This window comes from Streptomyces sp. RPA4-2 (assembly GCF_012273515.2).
Classification (GTDB): Bacteria; Actinomycetota; Actinomycetes; order Streptomycetales; family Streptomycetaceae; genus Streptomyces; species Streptomyces kaempferi.
The window spans coordinates 3,371,689-3,390,395 of the sequence record NZ_CP050975.2 but is presented as its reverse complement, the minus strand read 5'-3'; the positions used below and the strand labels follow the sequence as shown (position 1 = coordinate 3,390,395).

The following is an 18,707-nucleotide window of genomic DNA, read 5'->3' as shown; positions in this document are numbered from 1 at the left end:
GATCACGCCGACGGCCGACGGGGCAGGCCCCGAGTCCGTCCTTGGACCGGCGCCCCGCACTCGGGCACGACGCCCCACCCGGCCGAGCCTTCACCCGGTCGAGTTCCACGTCACCCGGTCAGGGACATGGACGAGACCTCGGCCAGGTGAGCCCCGGCTCCGCCGGACCGTCACTCCCGTCGCAACGTCACCGCAGCGGATGCGAGGTTCTGCCCGACACCTCGTCGATCTCGCCGTGCGCCTTGGTCAGCAGCTTCATCGCCAGTTCGTTGAGCGCCCGCGCTCCCGCGACCTCCTCGCCGACCCTCGGCTGGTTCGAGTCGCTGGGGTGGCGGCTGGCGTACCCGTGCGCCCGCACCTCGTTCCCGTCGGCGAGCCGTAGGAGGGCGGCGGCACGCGTGCGGTGCTCGTCCTCCTCGAACTCCATCTCGACGTGCCAGCCGACGGCGGTCCGCGCCTGCGGTCGAGTCGGCTTCATGTCTGTCGTCTGCGTCATCGTGATCACCTCCGGGGCCGACCCCAGCCCCTGCTACCCCAGCCCTCCTTCCAGAGTGTGCTTCTTCGCCCGGCTCCGCACGGGGTGGGCGAGATGTTGACGCTCGGCAATCGCCTGTGCGCGCAGAGTCGCGCACCTCGGCCATCGGAAGCCCGGAAGCCCGGGAGTCCGGGAAGCCCATCACAGGAAGCAAGGGACTCAGTGGAGCGCGACCTTGGCGGCCACGATGATCAACCCGAGGACGAGGTTGACGGCGGCGACGGACGCCACGGCACCGCGTGAGGCACCGGCCCGGATGACCATGGCCGTGGCCCAGCCGACCTGCTGGGTCACGGCGACGCCCAGAGCGAGCCATCCCGCCCCTTCGACCCCGAGCCCCAGGAGTGGACTGATCGCCACGGCGACGGCGGGCAGGAACGCCGCCTGGACGATCGGCCACTCGCGAGCGCACACCTGGCGGATCTCCCGCCAGGTCACCGACTGATGCCGCAATCGGTTTCCGATGAACCGGACGTAGGCGTGCGCGCCCCAGAACACCACACCGGTGCAGAGCAGGAGGGCCACGAGCTCGCCGCGCGGATGCGGGCCGAGCGCACCGGCCCCGGCCACCACCGAGGCGGCCAGGAGCGACCCGTAGATCGCACCGGTGTAGTCGGTCCGGGGCGTGTCGGGCGTGGGACCGGAGTCCGGTCCGGGGCCCGGCCCGGGGTCCGGACCGTGCGCGGAGGTGCGGTGTGCCACCTTTCCAGGATCACGTGCCACCGGACCAGGATCGCAAGAGAGTCCGGCCGCTGCCATTCCGCGCCGCGCGGGGTCAGTCTCCGGCCACCGGCTTCTGCCAGGGCCACCGCCCGGTGATCTCGAGCTCGAGAGAAAAGCTGAGGAAGGTGCGAATGCCCACGATCAGGGCCAGCACTCCGACGCTTTCGTACGTCGGTGCGACGGCGACCGTACGGATGATATCGCCGGCAACGAGGAATTCCAGCCCCAGCAGGATCGACCGCCCGACGCGACGGCGATAGCCGCGGTACACACCCGCCTGTCGGCGACTGAGCCGGACAGCCGCGAGAACGGTCGCCAAGAGCGTTCCCACGACTATGATGGCCACGCCGAATCCGTCGACGGCTCGACCGACCAGCTCCACGATGTGTTGGAACTCCACGGTATCCCCTATCGCGCCGACCCGAATCCGCTCGTTTGTGGTCCGCAACCCCTGGTGCTACTGACGCGTCGTTCCGGGCACCGACCGCAGTCGGGCTGGACGTGTTTCCACGGAAGCGTAACCATCGGACGGGCGCGAGCGCTATTTCCCGGCTGCGAGTTCCTCAGCGCATTCGATCGAGTACTTCGTCAGTCGACAGCAACGCATGCGCGAAGAAGCTGTAGTTGATGATCGCCGCCTGATAGCCGTCGCCCCACACCGGGTGTCGGGGCCCTGCTGTTGCATCCCTCACCACGGTGACCTCGAATCCCTCCTCGATGAGGTGACGCATATGGGACTCGACGCACATGTTCGCCAGCATTCCGCCAAGAATAATCCTCTGCATTCCCCGCTTGCGCAGTTGCAGTACCAAGTCGTTGGTTTCCGGTCCGAATACCTTGTGCGGGCTGGCGACCACTGTTCTGCCGTCTTCGATATAGGGCTTGAAGCGGTCCAGCCAGTCTGCCCCGGAGCCCCGGAATCCGGTCAGATCGAGCTGTCCCGTCCGTGCGAACGTGTGGGTCTCGAGCTCGCTTGTCTCGAGCGGCCCGTTCATTCGCCATCCGTTGTCGGTCGGGTAGAAGTAATGGGGCGAGATGAAGACCTCATATCCCTCCGCCTTCGCCGCCTCGAAGATCCTCTCCATGTTCTCGACGGTCCTGTTCTCTGTGACGCTCGCCCCCACCGCGTCCCAGTTCGCTCCGCTCTCGCTCAGCACGTCGTTCTGTGGGTCAATGAATACAACCGCCGTGTCGGTATTCTTCATTTCCACCTGGCGCTCCTCACGCGACGACAAACCACTGGTGTGGTGAGTATTCGGTACAGCGGATGTCCTTCCGAAGCGCATTCCGGTACGGTGACGCGAGGTCTCTCCCTCCGTTCCACTGTGACCCACCACGGTGCGTTCTGCATCGCATGACACCGCTCTGTACCGGTGCGCGGAGTGCTCGGTTCGGCTCTGGCGGGATGGCCCGTAACGAGCACGTGAAAGGGCCGCGTGACCGCGGGCGCCCGCCGACCATTCGATGACCTCGACGCGGGGAAGCACCTCCACGCGACCGCGATCGAACTTGCGAAGCGGCGGAAGCGGCGGTCGATGAACCTCCGGAGCGGTCATGCTCCAGCCGTGGATGAGTGCGGATTGCCCCCGCCGGGCGATGCCGTGCCCAACGCCTTGGGACTGGCCGAGATCGGCAGCATGCCGCATGTCCTGGAGCTGCCCGCCGTGGGGCCGAGGTCGCTCACCGTGATCGACGGCGACGATCCGTGACACCCGGCTGTCAGGACAGCCGGTGAACGGCCAGGTCACGGCCCACGGCCGGAACGCGTTTCCTTCGAGGGGTGGCCGTCAGGCAAGATGGGGTGTATCTGCCCACTGCCGATTTCAAGCGTCCGGACGGTTTCTCTTGGCTGAGTTCATTTACACCATGCGCAAGACGCGCAAGGCGCACGGCGACAAGGTGATCCTCGACGACGTCACCCTGAGCTTCCTCCCGGGCGCGAAGATCGGTGTGGTCGGTCCGAACGGTGCCGGTAAGTCCACCGTTCTCAAGATCATGGCGGGCATCGAGCAGCCCTCCAACGGCGACGCGTTCCTGTCGCCCGGTTTCAGCGTCGGCATCCTCATGCAGGAGCCGGAGCTGGACGAGTCGAAGACGGTGCTGGAGAACGTCCAGGACGGCGCCAAAGAGCTGATGGGCAAGCTCAGCCGTTTCAACGAGGTCGCCGAGCTGATGGCGACCGACTACTCGGACGCGCTCATGGAGGAGATGGGGAAGCTCCAGGACGACCTGGACCACTCCAACGCCTGGGACCTCGACGCGCAGCTCGAACAGGCCATGGACGCGCTGGGCTGCCCGCCCGGCGACTGGCCGGTCACCAACCTCTCCGGTGGCGAGAAGCGCCGGGTGGCGCTCTGCAAGCTGCTGATCGAGGCTCCGGACCTGCTCCTCCTCGACGAGCCCACCAACCATCTCGACGCCGAGTCGGTGAACTGGCTGGAGCAGCACCTCACGAAGTACGCGGGCGCCGTCGTCGCCGTCACGCACGACCGGTACTTCCTGAACAACGTCGCCGAGTGGATCCTCGAACTGGACCGTGGCCGCGCGATCCCCTACGAGGGCAACTACTCCACGTACCTCGACAAGAAGTCCGCCCGCCTCAAGGTCGAGGGCCGCAAGGACGAGAAGCGCGCCAAGCGGCTCAAGGAAGAGCTGGAGTGGGTCCGGTCCAACGCCAAGGGCCGTCAGACCAAGTCCAAGGCCCGCCTCGCCCGTTACGAGGAGATGGCGGCCGAGGCCGACAAGATGCGGAAGCTGGACTTCGAGGAGATCCAGATCCCGCCGGGCCCGCGACTGGGCTCCATCGTCGTCGAGGTCCAGAACCTCTCCAAGGCGTTCGGCGACAAGGTCCTCATCGACGACCTCAGCTTCACGCTGCCGCGCAACGGCATCGTCGGCGTCATCGGCCCGAACGGCGCCGGCAAGACCACGCTGTTCAAGATGATCCAGGGCCTGGAGACGCCGGACACCGGCGCGATCAAGGTCGGCGACACGGTCAAGATCAGCTACGTCGACCAGAGCCGCGCCAACATCGACCCCAAGAAGACGCTGTGGGCCGTCGTCTCCGACGAGCTCGACTACATCAACGTCGGTCAGGTCGAGATGCCGTCGCGGGCCTACGTGTCCGCCTTCGGCTTCAAGGGCCCGGACCAGCAGAAGCCCGCGGGTGTCCTCTCCGGCGGTGAGCGCAACCGGCTGAACCTGGCGCTGACCCTCAAGGAGGGCGGCAACCTGCTGCTCCTCGACGAGCCCACCAACGACCTCGACGTGGAGACCCTGTCCTCGCTCGAGAACGCGCTCCTGGAGTTCCCCGGTGCGGCCGTGGTCATCTCCCACGACCGTTGGTTCCTGGACCGGGTCGCGACGCACATCCTCGCGTACGAGGGTGAGTCGAAGTGGTACTGGTTCGAGGGCAACTTCGAGTCGTACGAGAAGAACAAGGTCGAGCGGCTCGGCGCCGACGCGGCCCGCCCGCACCGCGCCACCTACAAGAAGCTGACCCGGGGCTGATCTTGCGGCACATCTACCGCTGCCCGCTGCGCTGGGCGGACATGGACGCGTACGGCCACGTGAACAACGTGGTCTTCCTCCGGTACCTGGAGGAAGCCCGTATCGACTTCCTGTTCCGCCCGGAGAAGGACTTCCAGCAGGGATCCGTGGTGGCACGCCATGAGATCGACTACAAGCGGCAGCTGGTCCACCGGCACACGCCGGTGGACATCGAGCTGTGGGTGACGCAGATACGAGCGGCGTCGTTCACGATCGCCTACGAGGTCAAGGACCCTGACCAGATCTACGTCACGGCCTCGACGGTGATCGTGCCGTTCGACTTCACGCAGCAGCGTCCGCGCCGGATCACGGCGCAGGAGCGCGAGTTCCTGGAGGAGTACCGGGACGACGTGGACGAGGTCGTCGCTGCATGACCGCCCTGTACCTCGCCGACGACGGGGAGGCGGCGGACCTCGCCGCCTTCCTCGCCCGGCTGATCCACTACGACCGCGCGGCCGCCGTGCGCCTCCAGGCGTCCGGCACCGCGCTCGCCGTCTTCGGGCGCCCGCCGGCGTTCGAGGTCCTCGCGATCCGTACGGTGCGGCTCGACAAGCCGTACGAGAACGGGCTCGACGTCACGCTCGACGTGACCGTCTCCGCCGGTGAACTCCTGGAGTCCGTCGAGGAGTCGGCGGCCACGGTCACCGTTCCCGCGGCCGTCACCGGTCCGCCGTGGGCGGGCGTGCTGCCGCCCCGCGGCGGCTGGCGGCAGGAGCCGGGGCTGCCCGCGACGGACGCCGTGCGCGCGTCGGTCGGTGCCGCGGTCGCCGAATTCCGGTCCCGCACCGAGGAGTTGGCGCCCGACCGGCGTACCCGCGCCGAACTCGACGCGATCGGACGGGAGATCTGGTCCCGCCCGATCGGTGACAGCGGCCTTCCGGTACGGGCCGCGCACGCGGCGCAGTCGCTGGGATTCCTCCGCGCGGCCGGCCAGGGCGCCCCCGCGGAGACCCCGTTGGGCCTGTACGCGTCGGGAGCGTGGCTCCGGCTCCGCACGCCCTACGGGTCGATCGCCGTCCGCCGGGCGGGACTCGGAGCGCTGGACGTCAGCGTCCGCTGAGCCGGCCGCCCGTACGACCGGGTCCTTCGTCGCCCTCTGGGGCGCGACCGGCGCCGCCCGCCCTCGTCAACCGGCCGTGTTCACCATCGAAGCCGCCGCGTACGTCAGGTAGTTCCACAGCGTGTGCTCGTGCTCCTCGGAGAGACCGAGCTCGTCGACGGCCACGCGCATGTGCTTGAGCCAGGCGTCGTGCGCCGCCTGGTCGACGGCGAACGGAGCGTGACGCATCCGCAGCCGGGGGTGGCCGCGGTTCTCGCCGTAGGTCGTCGGGCCGCCCCAGTACTGGATCAGGAACAGCGTGAGGCGCTCCTCGGCAGGGCCCAGGTCCTCCTCGGGGTACATGGGCTTCAGCAGCGGGTCCTCGGCGACTCCCTCGTAGAAACGGTGGACGAGGCGCCGGAAGGTCTCCTCGCCGCCGACCTGCTCGTAGAAGGTCTGCTCCTGAAGCGTGCCGCGCCGAATCTCATTCACGTGTCCCATGGTCTCAGACCCGGTGACCGAGGACTCAAGGCTTAGGACCACTCCATGGGCCGACGCGCCGGAGCGGTCCGCACCCGGCGCCCGCCAGGTCCGCGGACCCCCGATCAGCCCGGCCGGCACTCGCCTCCCGGCCCTCCCGGCAGCACAGTGGAGGTATGGGCGCGCACACACTCGACAAGGATCTGGACGACCTCGCCACCTCGGCGCGGGCCGCGCTGGTACGCGTGATCGAGGCCAGCGGGGCCTGGGACGCCGACCCGGTCTGGCGGGAGGCCTTCCAGGAGATCCCGCGCCACCTCTTCGTGCCCTACTACTACGTCGGTGCCTCGGACGGCTTCGAGCGGGTGTGGTGCGAGGACCCCGACCCCGGACAGCGGGAGCGCTGGCTGCGTGGCGCCTACGCGGACACCGCGCTGGCCACCAGGGTCCGGGACGCCGAGCTGCTCTCCTCCAGCAGCCAGCCGTCGCTGATGGCGATGATGCTGACCGCGCTGGAGATACGGGACGGGGACGCCGTACTGGAGATCGGCGCCGGGACCGGCTACAACGCGGCGCTGCTCGCCCACCGTCTCGGTGACGGCCTGGTGACCACGGTCGACCTCGACCCGGAGATCACCGAGTCCGCACGGCAGCACCTGGACACCGTCGGCAGGCATCCCACCGTCGTCACCGGCGACGGCACCCGCGGGGTTCCCGAGCGGGCCCCGTTCGACCGGATCATGGCGACCTGCACGCTGACCTCGATCCCGCGCCCCTGGCTGGCGCAGTGCCGTCCGGGTGCGGTCATTCTCACACCGCTGGCCACCGGCCTGATCGCGCTGCGGGTCCGGGACGCCGGGTACGCCGAGGGGCGCTTCCTGCACACGCCCGCCTATTTCGTCCCCCTGCGCGGCGACACCCGCCCCGACGACCCGGAGCCGCAGCACCTGGGCGGGCTGCCGCGCCGGGCCCGCGGCGACGAACTGTTCCGGTTCCTGCTGACGCTCACGGCGGGCAGCCTCGATCCCTACGAGGCGTTCACGCTGTGGGAGCGCGAGCGGCGGCCGGTGCGCGAGCGGTACGGGATCACGGTCAGCGGCGCGGACGCGTGGGCGTGGCTGGACGACCCCGAGGGGCCGCACGCCTGGCCGCTGCCGTAGAGCCCCGGAAACCGCCGCACAGGCGGGGGAGAGGCCCTGGCAGGCGCTCCGGAGTGGCTCCGGCAGGTGCCGGAGCGGTGGCTCCGGCAGGCGCACCGGAGTGAGCCCGTACGGGCACCCGGAACGACGAAGTACGCGTACGGGAGGACCCCCCGCACGCGTACGGGACGCGCCGCTCAGCCGAGCCTGATGGTGATCGTCGTCCAGGCGCCGACGTGCACCCGGTCGCCGTCCTGAAGGGGGACGGGTACGAAGGGCTGGATGGGCTCCTCGCCGCCGTTGACCGTGGTGCCGTTCGTCGAGTTCTGGTCGACGACCGCCCAGCTGCCGTCCGGCTGCTGGACCAGGACCGCGTGCTGGTGCGAGACCCCCGGGTCCTCCGGGGGCACCGCGAGGTCGACGTCGGGGGTGTCGCCGGTGGAGTGCCTGCGGCGGCCGATCGTCAGCTGGTTGCCGGTGAGCGGGCGCTGCTGCTCAGGGGAGTACGCGGGCAGGTTCAGGCCCGCGGCCTCGGGGCCGGAGCGCTGCATCATCGCCATGAAGTACTCGCGGTCGGGGCCGATCGTCACGGTCCAGGACAAGGGCTGCCGCTGCTGCTGGTAGCCGACGCCGGGAGGCGCCTGGGTCGCGCCCGGCTGCGGGTATCCGTAGCCGCCGCCCTGACCGGGGCCGGGACCGCCGGGGCGGCCGCCGGGACCGCCCTGGCCACCGGCCGGCGGGGAGATCACCCAGTCGTCGTCACCGCCGCCGAAGGGCGGGCCGCCGAGCCCCTGCTGCCCCTGCTGCCCCTGCTGCGGGAACGCGGGCGCGGCCGGCTGCTGCGTGAAGGCCTGTGGGGCACCGGGACCGCCGGACGTGGGCCCGGGCGGCGGTCCCTGACGGGAGGGGTCGGCACCGAAGCCGCCGTGACCACCGTGACCGCCCGGACCACCGGAGGGGCCGGGAGGGCCGCCCTGGCGCGACGGATCGCCGCGGAAACCGGAGGGGTCCCCCCCGTATGGCGGAATCGGTTCCGCAGGTCGGTTCATCTGCGAGGGCCGCGAGCTCTGGTAGTCGAACGCGTCGTGACCGGGGCCACCGCCGGGACCGGCAGGACCGCCGGGCTGTCCCGGACCGCCCGGCTGCCCCGGGCCGGACTGCTGGAACCGCAGCGCCGGATTGGGCAGTCCGGGCGCGGGCGCCTGCGGACGCGGCGCCGCCGGGGTGTACGAGGTCGCCGTGTTCGTCAGGAAGTTCCACCGGCACTCCTCGCAGAACGGCGCGCCGCCCTCACGGGGCGTGCGGCACTGCGGGCAGAGCTCCGGCTCGGCACCGGGCACGGTGGAGAGGTGCGGGCGTCCGCCGGGACCGGGCGGCGAACCCGGCGTCGGATAGCCGTATCCGGCCGGCGGTGGTGGGGGCGGAGGCACGGCACCGGCCATGCGGTGACCGCAGACCTCGCACCAGTCGTCGGAACCCGACTGGTGTCCGTTCGGGCAGGTCGGCATGTCGGCGCTTCCCCCTCTCCTCTTCCGGTCGTTCTGACCGGATTTCTCCGGCTCCCCACGGGAGCCGGGCTCGCTACTTCTTTACACGAACAGTCTTTGTGGACCGTGTCTCGAGCGTCATTTCGTCGGCCTCTTCGACCTTTGCCTTCAATCTGACAGTACCTGCCGCGGCGTCGACCACGTCCACCACCTTCGCAAGCAGTTTCGCAGTATCGGCGTTGCCGGACACATTCGCGAGCTGAACGGCGCGGCCCAGCTTGGCCGTTGCGCCGTCGACATCTCCCGATTTGCGAAGATCGAGCCCCTGTTGGATGACTTGTGCCAGTTCCGCCTGACCTGTGTAGTGCGCGACCTGCGAGTTGATCCTCGTCGAGGCCACCATGTCGTCGGTCCACACCGCCCGTACGAGACCCTGCGCGCCGAGGTTCTGCGCGCTCCCGTCGCCCTGCGGGATCACCAGCGAGACCCGGGCGGCCAGCATCTCCTGGCCGACCCCGGCCAGCGGGACCTCGACGCACACGTGGTAGTCGCGGGACTCGTCGCCCCAGGAACCCGTGGGATAGTCGCCGGCGCGGGGGCCTACCTCGGTACGACGGCCGGTCAGTTCCGCGACGGTGGGGGCGACTTGCTTGACGAACTTGATCGCCGTACCGACGGGCGTCCACAGCCGCAGCGAGACGTCCGCGACCTCCTTGCCCATCGCCGTCTCCATCATGTGCGTGAAGTCGGCGGACAGGGCGGCGGGGTCGGCGACGATGTCGGCGGTGCCGAGCAGCGCCGAGGCGATCCCCGTGACCTCCTTGACCTCCCAGTCGGTGCCCACTCCACGCGCGTCACAGGTGAACCGTCCGGCGCAGGAGTCCAGCGCGGCCTTCAGATCCTCCGGCGACTCGTGTTCGTTGCGGCCGTCGGTGAGCAGGATGCCGTGCCTGATCGACACCTCCGCCGAGGACAGCAGCCGGTCGGCGAGGCGCAGCCAGGTGCCGATCGCCGTACCACCGCCCGCGGTCAGCCTGCGCAGCGACTGTTTGGCCTGCTCGCGGGTGGTCGCGTCGGCCACCGCGAGCCGTCCGGAGCCCGGGTAGACCTCCTTGGCGACGTGGGTGCCGCCGATGACCGCGAAGTGCACACCGTCGCGCAGGGTGTCGATCGCGGCGGCCGTCGCGTCCCGCGCGTTGCGCATCTTGGTCTGCGGGTAGTCCATCGAGCCCGAGCAGTCGACCATGATCGCCACGGCCGCGTCCGGGCTCTGCCCCGCGGTGTACAGGTGGGGCGCGCCGACCGCGCTCCCCACGGTGCCGCCGCCGGTGGCGCTCACCGTGACGATCGCGTTGACCTCACGGCCGTTCTCGGGCAGGTACTCGTTCTGGTACACGTCGACCGAGAACTGCGGCACGTTCGACTTCGAGAAATTGGCCATGCCTTCTTCGTCCCCCTCAAGGCCTCCGGTGGTTGACGGAGGTGATGACTGTCCGCGGACCGGTCCCCTCCGGTCCGAGGCCGACCCCGTCGGAGTCGTTGACGCCGTCGGCGTCGTCGCTCGCGCGTCTTCGCGGCCTCAGGCCGATCCTGCCCCCTGCGACGGCGCGGGGAACGGCACGACGGCCACTGTTACGTTGTCGTGGCCCCCGCCGTCCAGGGCGTGGCCGACCATCACCTGGGCGCTGTGCAGCGGCCGTTCGGCGGCGTCGAGCGGGACGACCTCGGCCATCTCCTCCGCCGCCTCGGCGTAGTTCCACAGTCCGTCGGTGCACACCACGACCACCCCCGGCCGGTCCGGCTTGAAGGACGCGGTGTGCGGCTCCAGTTCGTACGCGTCCGCGCCGAGCCAGCCCGTGATGGCGTGGGCGCGCTCGTCGGCGTACGCCTGCGCCTCGCTCATCAGGCCGGCGGCGACCATCTGCGCCGCCCAGGAGTCGTCCTCGGTGAGCCGGGCCGGGGGCGAACTCCGGTCGACGGGGACCCAGTAGGCGCGGCTGTCACCGACCCAGCCGACGATCAGCAGGGCGGGGGTGACGACGGCGCCGACCAGGGTGCAGGCGGGCGCGTTCTGGTGCGGGGCGTGTTCGTCCTGGGCGGGAGGCGCCTCGGCCAGGGAGTTGACGGCCTCCGCGGCGGCGACGATCGCCTCGTGCATGGCCTGCTGCGGGTGGGTGCCCAGGGGCAGTGCCGCGAGGAGCGCCTCGGCGGCCACGCGGGACGCGGCGAGCGAGGCCTCGTCGGGGCGGGTCGCCGAGGAGACGCCGTCGCAGACGATCGCGACGACGGCGGGGGAGCCGTCGGGCAGCGCGGTCGAGGAGATCGCGAAGGCGTCCTCGTTGCGGTGGTGGCGCAGACCGCGGTCGCTGACCGCGGCGACGGCGGTCAACTCCTGCTCCATGTGGTCGCGTTCGCGTGGCTGGGCGTGACCGCAGTTCTCGCAGTAGCCGTCGCTGTCGACGTGGCCCGAACGGCAGGCGACGCAGAGTTTGGTGCCGGCGGGGGGCGTGCCGAGGTCCGCGGTCCGCGGATCGGCGAGGGGCCCGGCGGGGGCTTCGGCCGGGGCGCTTACCGGGGGAGCCAGCGGGTACTCGTCGGGCTCCGGGGGCCGGTCGAAGCGCACACCGGCGGGCTGAGCACCGGCGGGTTGAGGACCGGCCGGTTGCGCACCGGCGGGTTGAGGACCGGCCGGTTGCGCACCGGCGGGCTGAGAACCGGCAGGTTGAGGACCGGCCGGTTGCGCACCGGCGGACTGGATGCCCGGCGCCGGGGGCTGTGGGCCCGCGGATCCCGGCTGTCCGTGCCCGTGCCCGTGTTCGTGCGGGAGTTCGGAGCCACCCGAGTCGGTTCCCTGGATGTCGGCGGCCCGGTGCACGGGCGTGCCGGAGCTCGTCGGCTCGGGCGCGACGGGCCAGTCCACGGAGGCGACGGCCGAAGGCGGACGCGCCGGCGTGCCGTTCATGGTGATCGTGGGGTGGTCCTCGGGCGGTGCGGGCACCGCGGACAGGTCGAACCCGCACGCACCGCAGAAGCGGTCACCCGCCTCCAGGGGCTCCTCACAACTGGGGCACCGCGAAAGGGCCGTCGGCTGGGGCATCTGGGACATCATCACACCCACGTCCGGGGGCGGTAACGGTTGGCACGTTCCACCAGGTCGATCCTCTCCTCGCCGCCCCGCGCGAGCCGGGCCAGCGTGCGGTACGAGCGCTCCAGACCGAAGCGGAGACCGCGCTCGTCCAGCTCACTGCCGAGCAGCACCCGTCCGCCACCGGAGTGCGGGACGGAACCCTGGCTACCGGAGAGTACCCAGTCCAGGGCGCAGCCGAGGACTTCCGTCGACAACTGCTCGCGTCGCACGGCGTCCAGACCGTATCCGTCCAGCGCCTCGACCTGGCCCGCGGCGGCGGTCAGATCGTCCAGGAACGGCGCCGCCGCGGCCTCCTCGGCGAGCCGCTGCCGCAGCCGCGCCCGTACGGCCGCGACCCGCGCCGCCGTGTAGTGGATCGACGACTCCGGTACGGACTCCAGCGTGCGTACGGAGCCACGGCGGTCGCCCGCCGCGAGCTGGACGCGGGCCAGGCCGAACGCCGAGCTGACATGACTGGGGTCGGTCGTCCACACCAGGCGGTAGTACTCGGCGGCGTTGTCCAGCTGCCCCAGCACCTCCGCGCACAGTCCGAGGGCCAGCTTCGGCGCGGGCTCGCCGGGGAAGGCGTCGTAGATCGCGTCGAAGGACAGCGCCGCGATCTCGTGCTCCCCCGTCGCCAGCGCCGCGACGCCCCGGTACCAGACCACCCGCCAGTCGTCCGGATGGTCCGCCTCCAGGGCTTCCAGCGCCCCGGCCGCACCGGTCGGCTCACCCATCTCCAGCCGGGCCCGCAGTTCACGCAGACGCAGCTCCAGGGAACCGGTGGGAGCCGCCTGCAGCGCGGTGATCAGCTCGCTGGGCGCGGACGCCATCAGGCCCGCGAGGAAGCCCGCGTTGGGGTCGCCCGGGTCGACCAGGGGGACCGGCAGCGCGAGGGCCGTGGCGGCGGCGTTCAACGGCTTGACCAGGGTCGCCGGAGCGGGGGCCGGGGCCGTCAGGAGCGCGGGCGTACCGTCGACGCCCGGTGTGCCGGTCCGCGGTGCCGGCACGCCCTTTCTCCGTCTCACCGGGACCAGCCGCGCCCCCAGCCGCGACACGTCCCCGTCCAGCTTCCCGAACAGCTCCGTGTCCGTGAGCTTGAGCTCCGGCCCGAACAGCGTGGACAGGGCGGGGCGGGCGCGCCCCGTCTGGAGGGACACGACCTCCCTGAGCACCCCCGTCAGCTGCTCCGCCATCTCCTGCGCCGAGGCGAACCGGCGGACCGGGTCGGGATCGGTGGCACGGACCAGCAGCCGGTAGAACGACTCGTACTGGCGGAAGACCTCGATGGTGTCCGGGTCCGGCAGGGAGTCCACGAAGACGTTCGTGTACCCCTGGAAGTCGAAGGTGAGGACGGCGAGCGTGCGCGCGACGGTGTACAGGTCGGAGGCGACCGACGGGCCGACCTCGGCCACCTCCGGCGCCTGGTAGCCCACCGTGCCGTAGATGGCCGACTCCTCGTCGTCCATCCTGCGCACCGCGCCCATGTCGATCAGCTTGAGCTGGTCCTCGGTCTGGATCGCGTTGTCGACCTTGAAGTCGCAGTACAGCAGGTTGCGGCTGTGCAGGTGCCCGAGCGCCTCCAGGGCCTCGATCCCGTACGCGCAGGCCTGCTCCACCGGCAGCGGATCACGCTTCCCGTCCGCCGTCCGGCGTCCGTTGGCGATCTCCTTGAGGGACTTGCCGCCGACGTACTCCATCACGATGTACCCGTCCAGCGACCCGGTCCGCTGGTCCAGGTGCTCGACGAAGTTGTAGATCCGCACGATGTTGGAGTGTTCGATCTCCGCGAGGAAGCGCCGCTCGGAGATCGCCGCCTCCATCGCGTCCTGGTCGCCCGTGTCCAGCAGGCCCTTGAGGACCACCCACCGGTCGGAGACCGCGCGGTCGACGGCCAGGTAGACCCAGCCGAGGCCGCCGTGCGCGAGACAGCCCGCCACCTCGTACTGGCCGTGCACGATGTCGGCCGCCTGCAGCTTCGGCACGAACGAGTACGGGTGACCGCACTTGGTGCAGAACCCCTCGGTGCGCCCGGTCCGCTCGCCCCGCGAACGCCCCACCGGCGCACCGCAGTCGGAGCGCGAGCAGAACCGCTTGCGCTCGGGCACCTCCGGGTTCTCCAGGACCATCGCGCGCGGGTCCGGCCGCGGCACGTCCGGAACCTGCACGAGACCGGCGCCGAGCCGGCCGCGTCCACTGGAACCGGTGGTCGAACCGGAGCTGCGCACCGACACCGAGCGGCCGGTCGAGGTGCCCGACACCGAGCGCGACAGCCGGCCGGAGACCGAACGCCGGGACTGCGAGGAACGTGACGACGTACGGGAGCTGGCCGGCGAACCGGAGCGGGCGCTGCGGCTGCCGGACCCGCGCGAACCCCGCCCGCCGGCCGTGATCCCGGTCGGGGGCGAGCCCACCATGCCGGTCGCCGAGACGACCGGTGCCAGACCGCACGTGTCGCAGTACAGCTCGCCGTCGCCCATGTCCTCGTACGACCCCGGGCAACCGGGTCGCTGGCACGTGCGCCGCTCCTCGCCCTCAGGCTGTTCATTCATCCCGCATCACCTTCAACGCTCACGCCTGGGGCCCTCTCCGGTCGGTGGGCCCGCCCTGCTCCGGCACCCGCGGGCTCAACAGATCGGCCGCCGCGCGCTGATAGCGCAGCACCGCGTCCTCAGCGACGCGCAGATCGCAGGGCGCGCTCCACAGCATGCGCCGCGCCGCGTCGTAGCGCTCGATGAGGAACGGATCCTCCGCGAGGCCGTGCCGTGCCACCTTCGCCTTGTACGCGTCGAGGCGGCCGCGCAGTTCCGCGCGGATCGCCAGCGGCGCGGTGACCGCCGTCAACGACTCGCGGGCCCGCAGCAGTTCGTCCTCGGCCTTCTCCTCCAGGGCCTCCAGAAGGGGCGAGAGACGGTGCCACTGGGCGTGTCTGCGGTACTCCGCGGCCGTCGCCAACTGCTCCTGCAGCACCGTCGGCGGGCCGCTGACGGCGGGGACCTCGGACGCGGCGATCTTCGCCAGCACCTCACCGCGGGCGCTTCGCGCCTCCGCGAGGGTGCGGTCGGCACGGCTGAGCAGGTCGCGCAGCCGCACCAGTCGGGCCTCCGCGTCCTGCCGGACGGTGAGCACCGCGTCGATCTCCCGGCGCACGTCCTCCAGGGCGCGCGCCTCGCGGTCGTACGTCGTCGTGTCCGGGCGGCCGCCGCCGGGCGCCGAACTGCCCTGCGCGGGCACCCAGAAGGCCAGGGGGTCGGAGATGACGCGTTCGCGCAGGGTGGTCAGCGTCCGGGTGATCCGTTCCAGATCGTCGCCCGACGGGTGCTCACCGGGGCGCACGCCCACGGAGTGCGCGAGCTGGCGGGTGCGCTGGAGTTCCGCGGCCAGTAAATCGATCCGGGCGGGCAGCGCGGACCAGACGGCGTCCGCGGTCACGACCATGTCGAGCGACGACGCGTACAACTCGTTCATCCGCTCGACCAGGGCGGCCAGCGAGAACCGCTCGCTGAGCCGGCCCGCCCCGGACAGCGTCGGGGCGTTCGCCGTCGCGGTGGCCGAACCGGCGATCGTGACGCTCGCGCCGCGCAGCAGCTCGGTCAGCTCGACCAGGTCCTCACGGCTCGACCAGCGCCGCCGCGAACGGATGTCGCGGGCGGAGCGCAGCGCGTCCGTGTACGCGTCGAAGTACGCCCACAGCAGCGTGATCGACGCGTTCGCGGTCGTCCAGCGCTCCTTGGTCGTGCCCGTGAGCTCGGCGCCTTCGAGGAGTCTGCGGCCCGCGTGGTCCTGCAGGGCGAGGAGCGAGGTCTCGATGGCCTCGTGCTCCGCGCCGAGCCGCGCCAGCGCACGGTCCACCTCGTCCCGGTCCATCACCGGCTCGGGGGGTCCCGTGACGCCCATCGATCACCTCTCGCTCTCGGTCGTGTCCCGCGCGCCCGTCCGGTGCGCCGGGGTAACTCTCCAGTCGTATCAGCTCGGTCGCCCCCGCGGCTCGCCTCGAGGTGTCCGCCGGTGTCACGTCGTGGGTGGCTTCGACGACGGCGAGTCCGCGCCCAGGGTCGGGGACAGCCACTTGTCGTACGAGGCCTGCCAGCCACCGCTCTTGACGTAGTCCACCAGCACCTGGTTGACCCGGCGTACCAGATCCTCCGCGCCCCGCTTCATCGCCACGCCGTAGTACTCGGTGGTGAAGGTGCTGCCCTTCAGCTCGACCGTCGGGTCCTGCGCGGCCTGGCTCGCGGCGAGCGCGCCGTCGGTCACCACGGCGTCGACCTGGCCGAGCTGCAGCCTTACCAGGCAGTCGAGTTGGTTCGGCACGGTGGTGGAGATGTCGGCGGAGGAGGCGAGCTTGCCCACCTTCTGGTCGGCGGCCAGCTTCTCGTGGGCCGTGGATCCCGACGCGGTGCAGATCCGCTGCTTCGCCAGTGACGCGTCGTAGCCCTCGATGGCCGACGCCTTCGGGGCCAGTACCTGCTGGCCGGTGACGAAGTAGGGGGCGGAGAACGCGACGTCCTTCAGCCGGGCACAGTTGATCGTCATGGTGCGGACCACCATGTCGACCTGGCCGTTCTTGATCGCCGGGACGCGCTGGTTGGTGGGGATGGCGTGGAACCGGACCGCGGCCGGGCTGCCGAGGATCTCCTTGGCGATCTCGTGCGCGAGATCGATGTCGAAGCCCTCCAGGTCACTGCTCTTCTTCGTGCTGTTCGGATCGCGGTAGCCCCAGCGGTAGCTGTTCTGGTCGACGCCGACCGACAGATAGCCGCGCTCCTTGATGGCTGTGATCGCGTCGCCGCTCTCGTCACCGGACGGGGCCGGGCTCTTGTCCTGGGCGGTGCTGTCGGTGCACGCGTCGGCCTTCGCCTGGGTGGCCCGCGCCACTCCCTGGCCGCCGATGCCCGCACCGCCCTCCCCACGGGCGGTGTTCAGCGGCAGGAGCAGGGCGAAGACGGTGGTGACGACCAGGGCGAGGGCCATCGCTCCCACGCCGCCCCAGCCCTTCAGACTCGCCCTCAGGCGCCGTGCGGTCATCGCCGATCCCCCTTTCACCGGTACTCCGAAAGCCTGCGCCCGATGCCCAGCAGCGCGCCCGCGGCGGCCAGCACCGCGAGGGCCGCCGCGCCGGCCGGCAGGCCGGTCATCGCGCCCAGGCCGTCGCCCGCCGCCCGCTTGAACTCGCTCTCCTCGTGCGTCAGTGCCAGCGCCAGGTTGGTGTCGACGCCGTCGAAGCACTCGCCCGTCGCGCCCTTGGCGCCTATGACCTTGTCCAGCGCGCCCTGGTAGTTGCCGTCGTCGTCGGCCTTGCGGGCGTCCAGGTGACGGGCCTTCCAGACCTTCATGTTGCCGGTCGCCGCGGTCACGGGGGTCTCGCCCGCCTTGTCGTCGGCGAGGTCCGCCGCCAGGGCCAGACCTTTGGTGAGCGTCTTCATGTCCTGCTGGAAGTCGTAGTCGTACCGGTCCACGACCTCGGTGGGCGACACCTCCTTGGTCTCGGCACCGCGGCTGACCAGCGTCAGGTTCTCGTTGCCCCGGGCGTTCAGTGACGCGATCCGGGCGTCGTGCAGGACGTTCAGCGAACGGACGCCGTGGTCGTACGAGGCGTTCAGCTCGGCCCGGGCCACGGTGTGGCCGACCACGAGCCAGAGCAGGACGACCGTCGAGGCGGCGGTCGCGGCGACCATGCCCTGGTTCAGGACCCGGTTCGTGTGCCGGTACTGGCGGTGCTGGGCCCAGGCGAGTCCCGCCAGCACCAGCACGCCGAGGCCGATGGCCGCCCACGGGTACGGTTTGGCGTCCGCGTAGTCGGCGCTCAGCCGCGTGTTCTCCCGTTCGTAGAGGTCCTTGGCGGCCGGGAGCATCTCCCCCTGCATCTTCTCGTTCGCGTACCGCAGATAGGCGCCGCCCAGCGGGTAGCCCAGGCGGTTGTTGGCACGGGCCCGCTCGACCAGGCCCTTGTACTCGGGCAGCAGTTGGTTGAGCCGCGTGATGGTGTGCGCGGAGGGGGAGCCGGGGTCGGAACTGGCGGCGGCGGTGATCAGGCCCTGGGCCGCCGTCCGGATGTCCTTCTCGTACCGGTCGCGGGAGGCAGCCGTCTCCTGGCCACCCGCCAGGAAGCCGCTGGAGGCCGCGGTGTTGGCGTCCGCGAGGGAGCGGTAGATGTCCGCCGCGCCGGCGCTCAGCGGCTGACTGCTGTGCAGCACGTCATCCGCGGCCGCCGAACGCTCCGTCGTCTGCCAGGCCGTGACCGCGCCGAACGCGACGACCAGCAGGGCGAGTACGGCGCCGATGATACGGAGCCTGCCCGGCTCCGTCGTCGCCGCGGCGCGCAGCCGGTCGACGCCCTCGGCCCAGGCCGTGCGGCGCGCGGGCATCGCGTCCGGGCCCGTCACAGGCGGTCTCCCCGGCGGTGCGGGGGAGCCGGACTGCGGCGGGACGGCCGGCACCGTGGTCGCGGCCGTGGGCCGTGGTGGTGCCGTGCTGCCTTGCGGCGGGTGTGTCACGTGACCTCCCCCATGGTCATCCGTCGGTCACCGTCCCCCGCGCGCGCGGGAGCGCGAGGGGAGGTGCACGGCCGCAAGTATCGCCGCCGGGGCCGACATCCGCACAGGCCTTGACTGGATCTTGTTCGGAT

General features: G+C 71.1%; 16 protein-coding genes. 4 read left to right on the top strand and 12 right to left on the bottom strand.

Features of this window, described 5'->3' with window-relative positions:
* Positions 1 to 187: 187 nt before the first annotated feature.
* From HEP85_RS14670 to HEP85_RS14655, 4 genes are all read right to left on the bottom strand, one after another.
* Positions 188 to 496 (bottom strand): DUF1876 domain-containing protein, encoded by a 309-nt coding sequence (locus tag HEP85_RS14670; RefSeq protein WP_248001930.1) that lies wholly within the window; start codon positions 494 to 496, stop codon positions 188 to 190.
* Between the two features lie 198 nt (positions 497 to 694).
* A complete protein-coding gene (locus HEP85_RS14665) occupies positions 695 to 1,237 on the bottom strand; it encodes a hypothetical protein (protein WP_248001929.1) in 543 nt (180 codons plus the stop codon).
* 73 nt (positions 1,238 to 1,310) lie between these two features.
* Positions 1,311 to 1,658 carry a DUF1622 domain-containing protein gene (locus HEP85_RS14660; RefSeq protein WP_168528164.1) on the bottom strand — a complete coding sequence of 116 codons (348 nt, stop codon included), beginning with the start codon at positions 1,656 to 1,658 and terminating at the stop codon, positions 1,311 to 1,313.
* Between the two features lie 163 nt (positions 1,659 to 1,821).
* Complete coding sequence (locus HEP85_RS14655; RefSeq protein ID WP_168533627.1) at positions 1,822 to 2,463, bottom strand: cysteine hydrolase; 642 nt, start codon at positions 2,461 to 2,463, stop codon at positions 1,822 to 1,824.
* A 640-nt stretch (positions 2,464 to 3,103) separates the two neighbouring features.
* Between HEP85_RS14655 and ettA the strand changes: the two genes are divergently transcribed.
* The 3 genes from ettA to HEP85_RS14640 are packed head-to-tail and all read left to right on the top strand — an operon-like array spanning position 3,104 to position 5,867.
* Positions 3,104 to 4,768: an energy-dependent translational throttle protein EttA gene (gene ettA, locus HEP85_RS14650; RefSeq protein ID WP_168528163.1), complete on the top strand. Its 1,665-nt coding sequence runs from the start codon at positions 3,104 to 3,106 to the stop codon at positions 4,766 to 4,768.
* Positions 4,769 to 4,770: 2 nt separating this feature from the next.
* On the top strand, positions 4,771 to 5,181 hold the full coding sequence (locus HEP85_RS14645; protein WP_168528162.1) for a thioesterase family protein: 411 nt from the start codon (positions 4,771 to 4,773) through the stop codon (positions 5,179 to 5,181).
* On the top strand, positions 5,178 to 5,867 hold the full coding sequence (locus tag HEP85_RS14640) for a hypothetical protein (RefSeq protein ID WP_329287917.1): 690 nt from the start codon (positions 5,178 to 5,180) through the stop codon (positions 5,865 to 5,867). The genes HEP85_RS14645 and HEP85_RS14640 overlap by 4 nt, the downstream gene beginning before the upstream one ends.
* Before the next feature lie 66 nt (positions 5,868 to 5,933).
* Here the strand turns inward: HEP85_RS14640 and HEP85_RS14635 are convergent, their stop codons facing one another.
* Positions 5,934 to 6,347: a globin gene (locus HEP85_RS14635; RefSeq protein ID WP_211117965.1), complete on the bottom strand. Its 414-nt coding sequence runs from the start codon at positions 6,345 to 6,347 to the stop codon at positions 5,934 to 5,936.
* A gap of 155 nt (positions 6,348 to 6,502) precedes the next feature.
* Here HEP85_RS14635 and HEP85_RS14630 point away from each other — a divergent pair, with 155 nt between their 5' ends.
* Positions 6,503 to 7,486: a methyltransferase domain-containing protein gene (locus HEP85_RS14630; protein WP_168528159.1), complete on the top strand. Its 984-nt coding sequence runs from the start codon at positions 6,503 to 6,505 to the stop codon at positions 7,484 to 7,486.
* 176 nt (positions 7,487 to 7,662) lie between these two features.
* On the opposite strand, the gene HEP85_RS14625 is transcribed toward HEP85_RS14630, so the two are convergent.
* From HEP85_RS14625 to HEP85_RS14595, 7 genes are all read right to left on the bottom strand, one after another.
* Positions 7,663 to 8,973, bottom strand: a complete 1,311-nt coding sequence (locus HEP85_RS14625; protein WP_356014442.1) for an FHA domain-containing protein — start codon at positions 8,971 to 8,973, stop codon at positions 7,663 to 7,665.
* A 73-nt stretch (positions 8,974 to 9,046) separates the two neighbouring features.
* Positions 9,047 to 10,393 carry a VWA domain-containing protein gene (locus HEP85_RS14620; RefSeq protein ID WP_168528158.1) on the bottom strand — a complete coding sequence of 449 codons (1,347 nt, stop codon included), beginning with the start codon at positions 10,391 to 10,393 and terminating at the stop codon, positions 9,047 to 9,049.
* 138 nt (positions 10,394 to 10,531) lie between these two features.
* On the bottom strand, positions 10,532 to 12,058 hold the full coding sequence (locus HEP85_RS14615) for a PP2C family serine/threonine-protein phosphatase (RefSeq protein WP_168533625.1): 1,527 nt from the start codon (positions 12,056 to 12,058) through the stop codon (positions 10,532 to 10,534).
* Between the two features lie 2 nt (positions 12,059 to 12,060).
* Complete coding sequence (locus HEP85_RS14610) at positions 12,061 to 14,631, bottom strand: tetratricopeptide repeat protein (RefSeq protein ID WP_329287913.1); 2,571 nt, start codon at positions 14,629 to 14,631, stop codon at positions 12,061 to 12,063.
* A gap of 19 nt (positions 14,632 to 14,650) precedes the next feature.
* Entirely contained in the window at positions 14,651 to 15,976 is a 1,326-nt protein-coding gene (locus HEP85_RS14605) for a hypothetical protein (protein ID WP_168528157.1), read from the bottom strand.
* A 114-nt stretch (positions 15,977 to 16,090) separates the two neighbouring features.
* Positions 16,091 to 17,107, bottom strand: coding sequence for a glutamate ABC transporter substrate-binding protein (locus HEP85_RS14600; RefSeq protein WP_168528156.1), 1,017 nt, complete (start codon positions 17,105 to 17,107; stop codon positions 16,091 to 16,093).
* A gap of 14 nt (positions 17,108 to 17,121) precedes the next feature.
* On the bottom strand, positions 17,122 to 18,576 hold the full coding sequence (locus HEP85_RS14595; RefSeq protein ID WP_211117964.1) for a hypothetical protein: 1,455 nt from the start codon (positions 18,574 to 18,576) through the stop codon (positions 17,122 to 17,124).
* Between the last annotated feature and the right edge of the window lie 131 nt (positions 18,577 to 18,707).

Coding starts and splice junctions, on each gene's coding strand:
- HEP85_RS14670 (WP_248001930.1), bottom strand. CDS start 496: ATGACGCAGACGACAGACATGAAGCCGACTCGACCGCAGGCGCGGACC.
- HEP85_RS14655 (WP_168533627.1), bottom strand. CDS start 2,463: ATGAAGAATACCGACACGGCGGTTGTATTCATTGACCCACAGAACGAC.
- HEP85_RS14640 (WP_329287917.1), top strand. CDS start 5,178: ATGACCGCCCTGTACCTCGCCGACGACGGGGAGGCGGCGGACCTCGCC.
- HEP85_RS14635 (WP_211117965.1), bottom strand. CDS start 6,347: ATGGGACACGTGAATGAGATTCGGCGCGGCACGCTTCAGGAGCAGACC.
- HEP85_RS14630 (WP_168528159.1), top strand. CDS start 6,503: ATGGGCGCGCACACACTCGACAAGGATCTGGACGACCTCGCCACCTCG.
- HEP85_RS14625 (WP_356014442.1), bottom strand. CDS start 8,973: ATGCCGACCTGCCCGAACGGACACCAGTCGGGTTCCGACGACTGGTGC.
- HEP85_RS14620 (WP_168528158.1), bottom strand. CDS start 10,393: ATGGCCAATTTCTCGAAGTCGAACGTGCCGCAGTTCTCGGTCGACGTG.
- HEP85_RS14615 (WP_168533625.1), bottom strand. CDS start 12,058: ATGTCCCAGATGCCCCAGCCGACGGCCCTTTCGCGGTGCCCCAGTTGT.
- HEP85_RS14610 (WP_329287913.1), bottom strand. CDS start 14,631: ATGAATGAACAGCCTGAGGGCGAGGAGCGGCGCACGTGCCAGCGACCC.
- HEP85_RS14605 (WP_168528157.1), bottom strand. CDS start 15,976: ATGGGCGTCACGGGACCCCCCGAGCCGGTGATGGACCGGGACGAGGTG.
- HEP85_RS14600 (WP_168528156.1), bottom strand. CDS start 17,107: ATGACCGCACGGCGCCTGAGGGCGAGTCTGAAGGGCTGGGGCGGCGTG.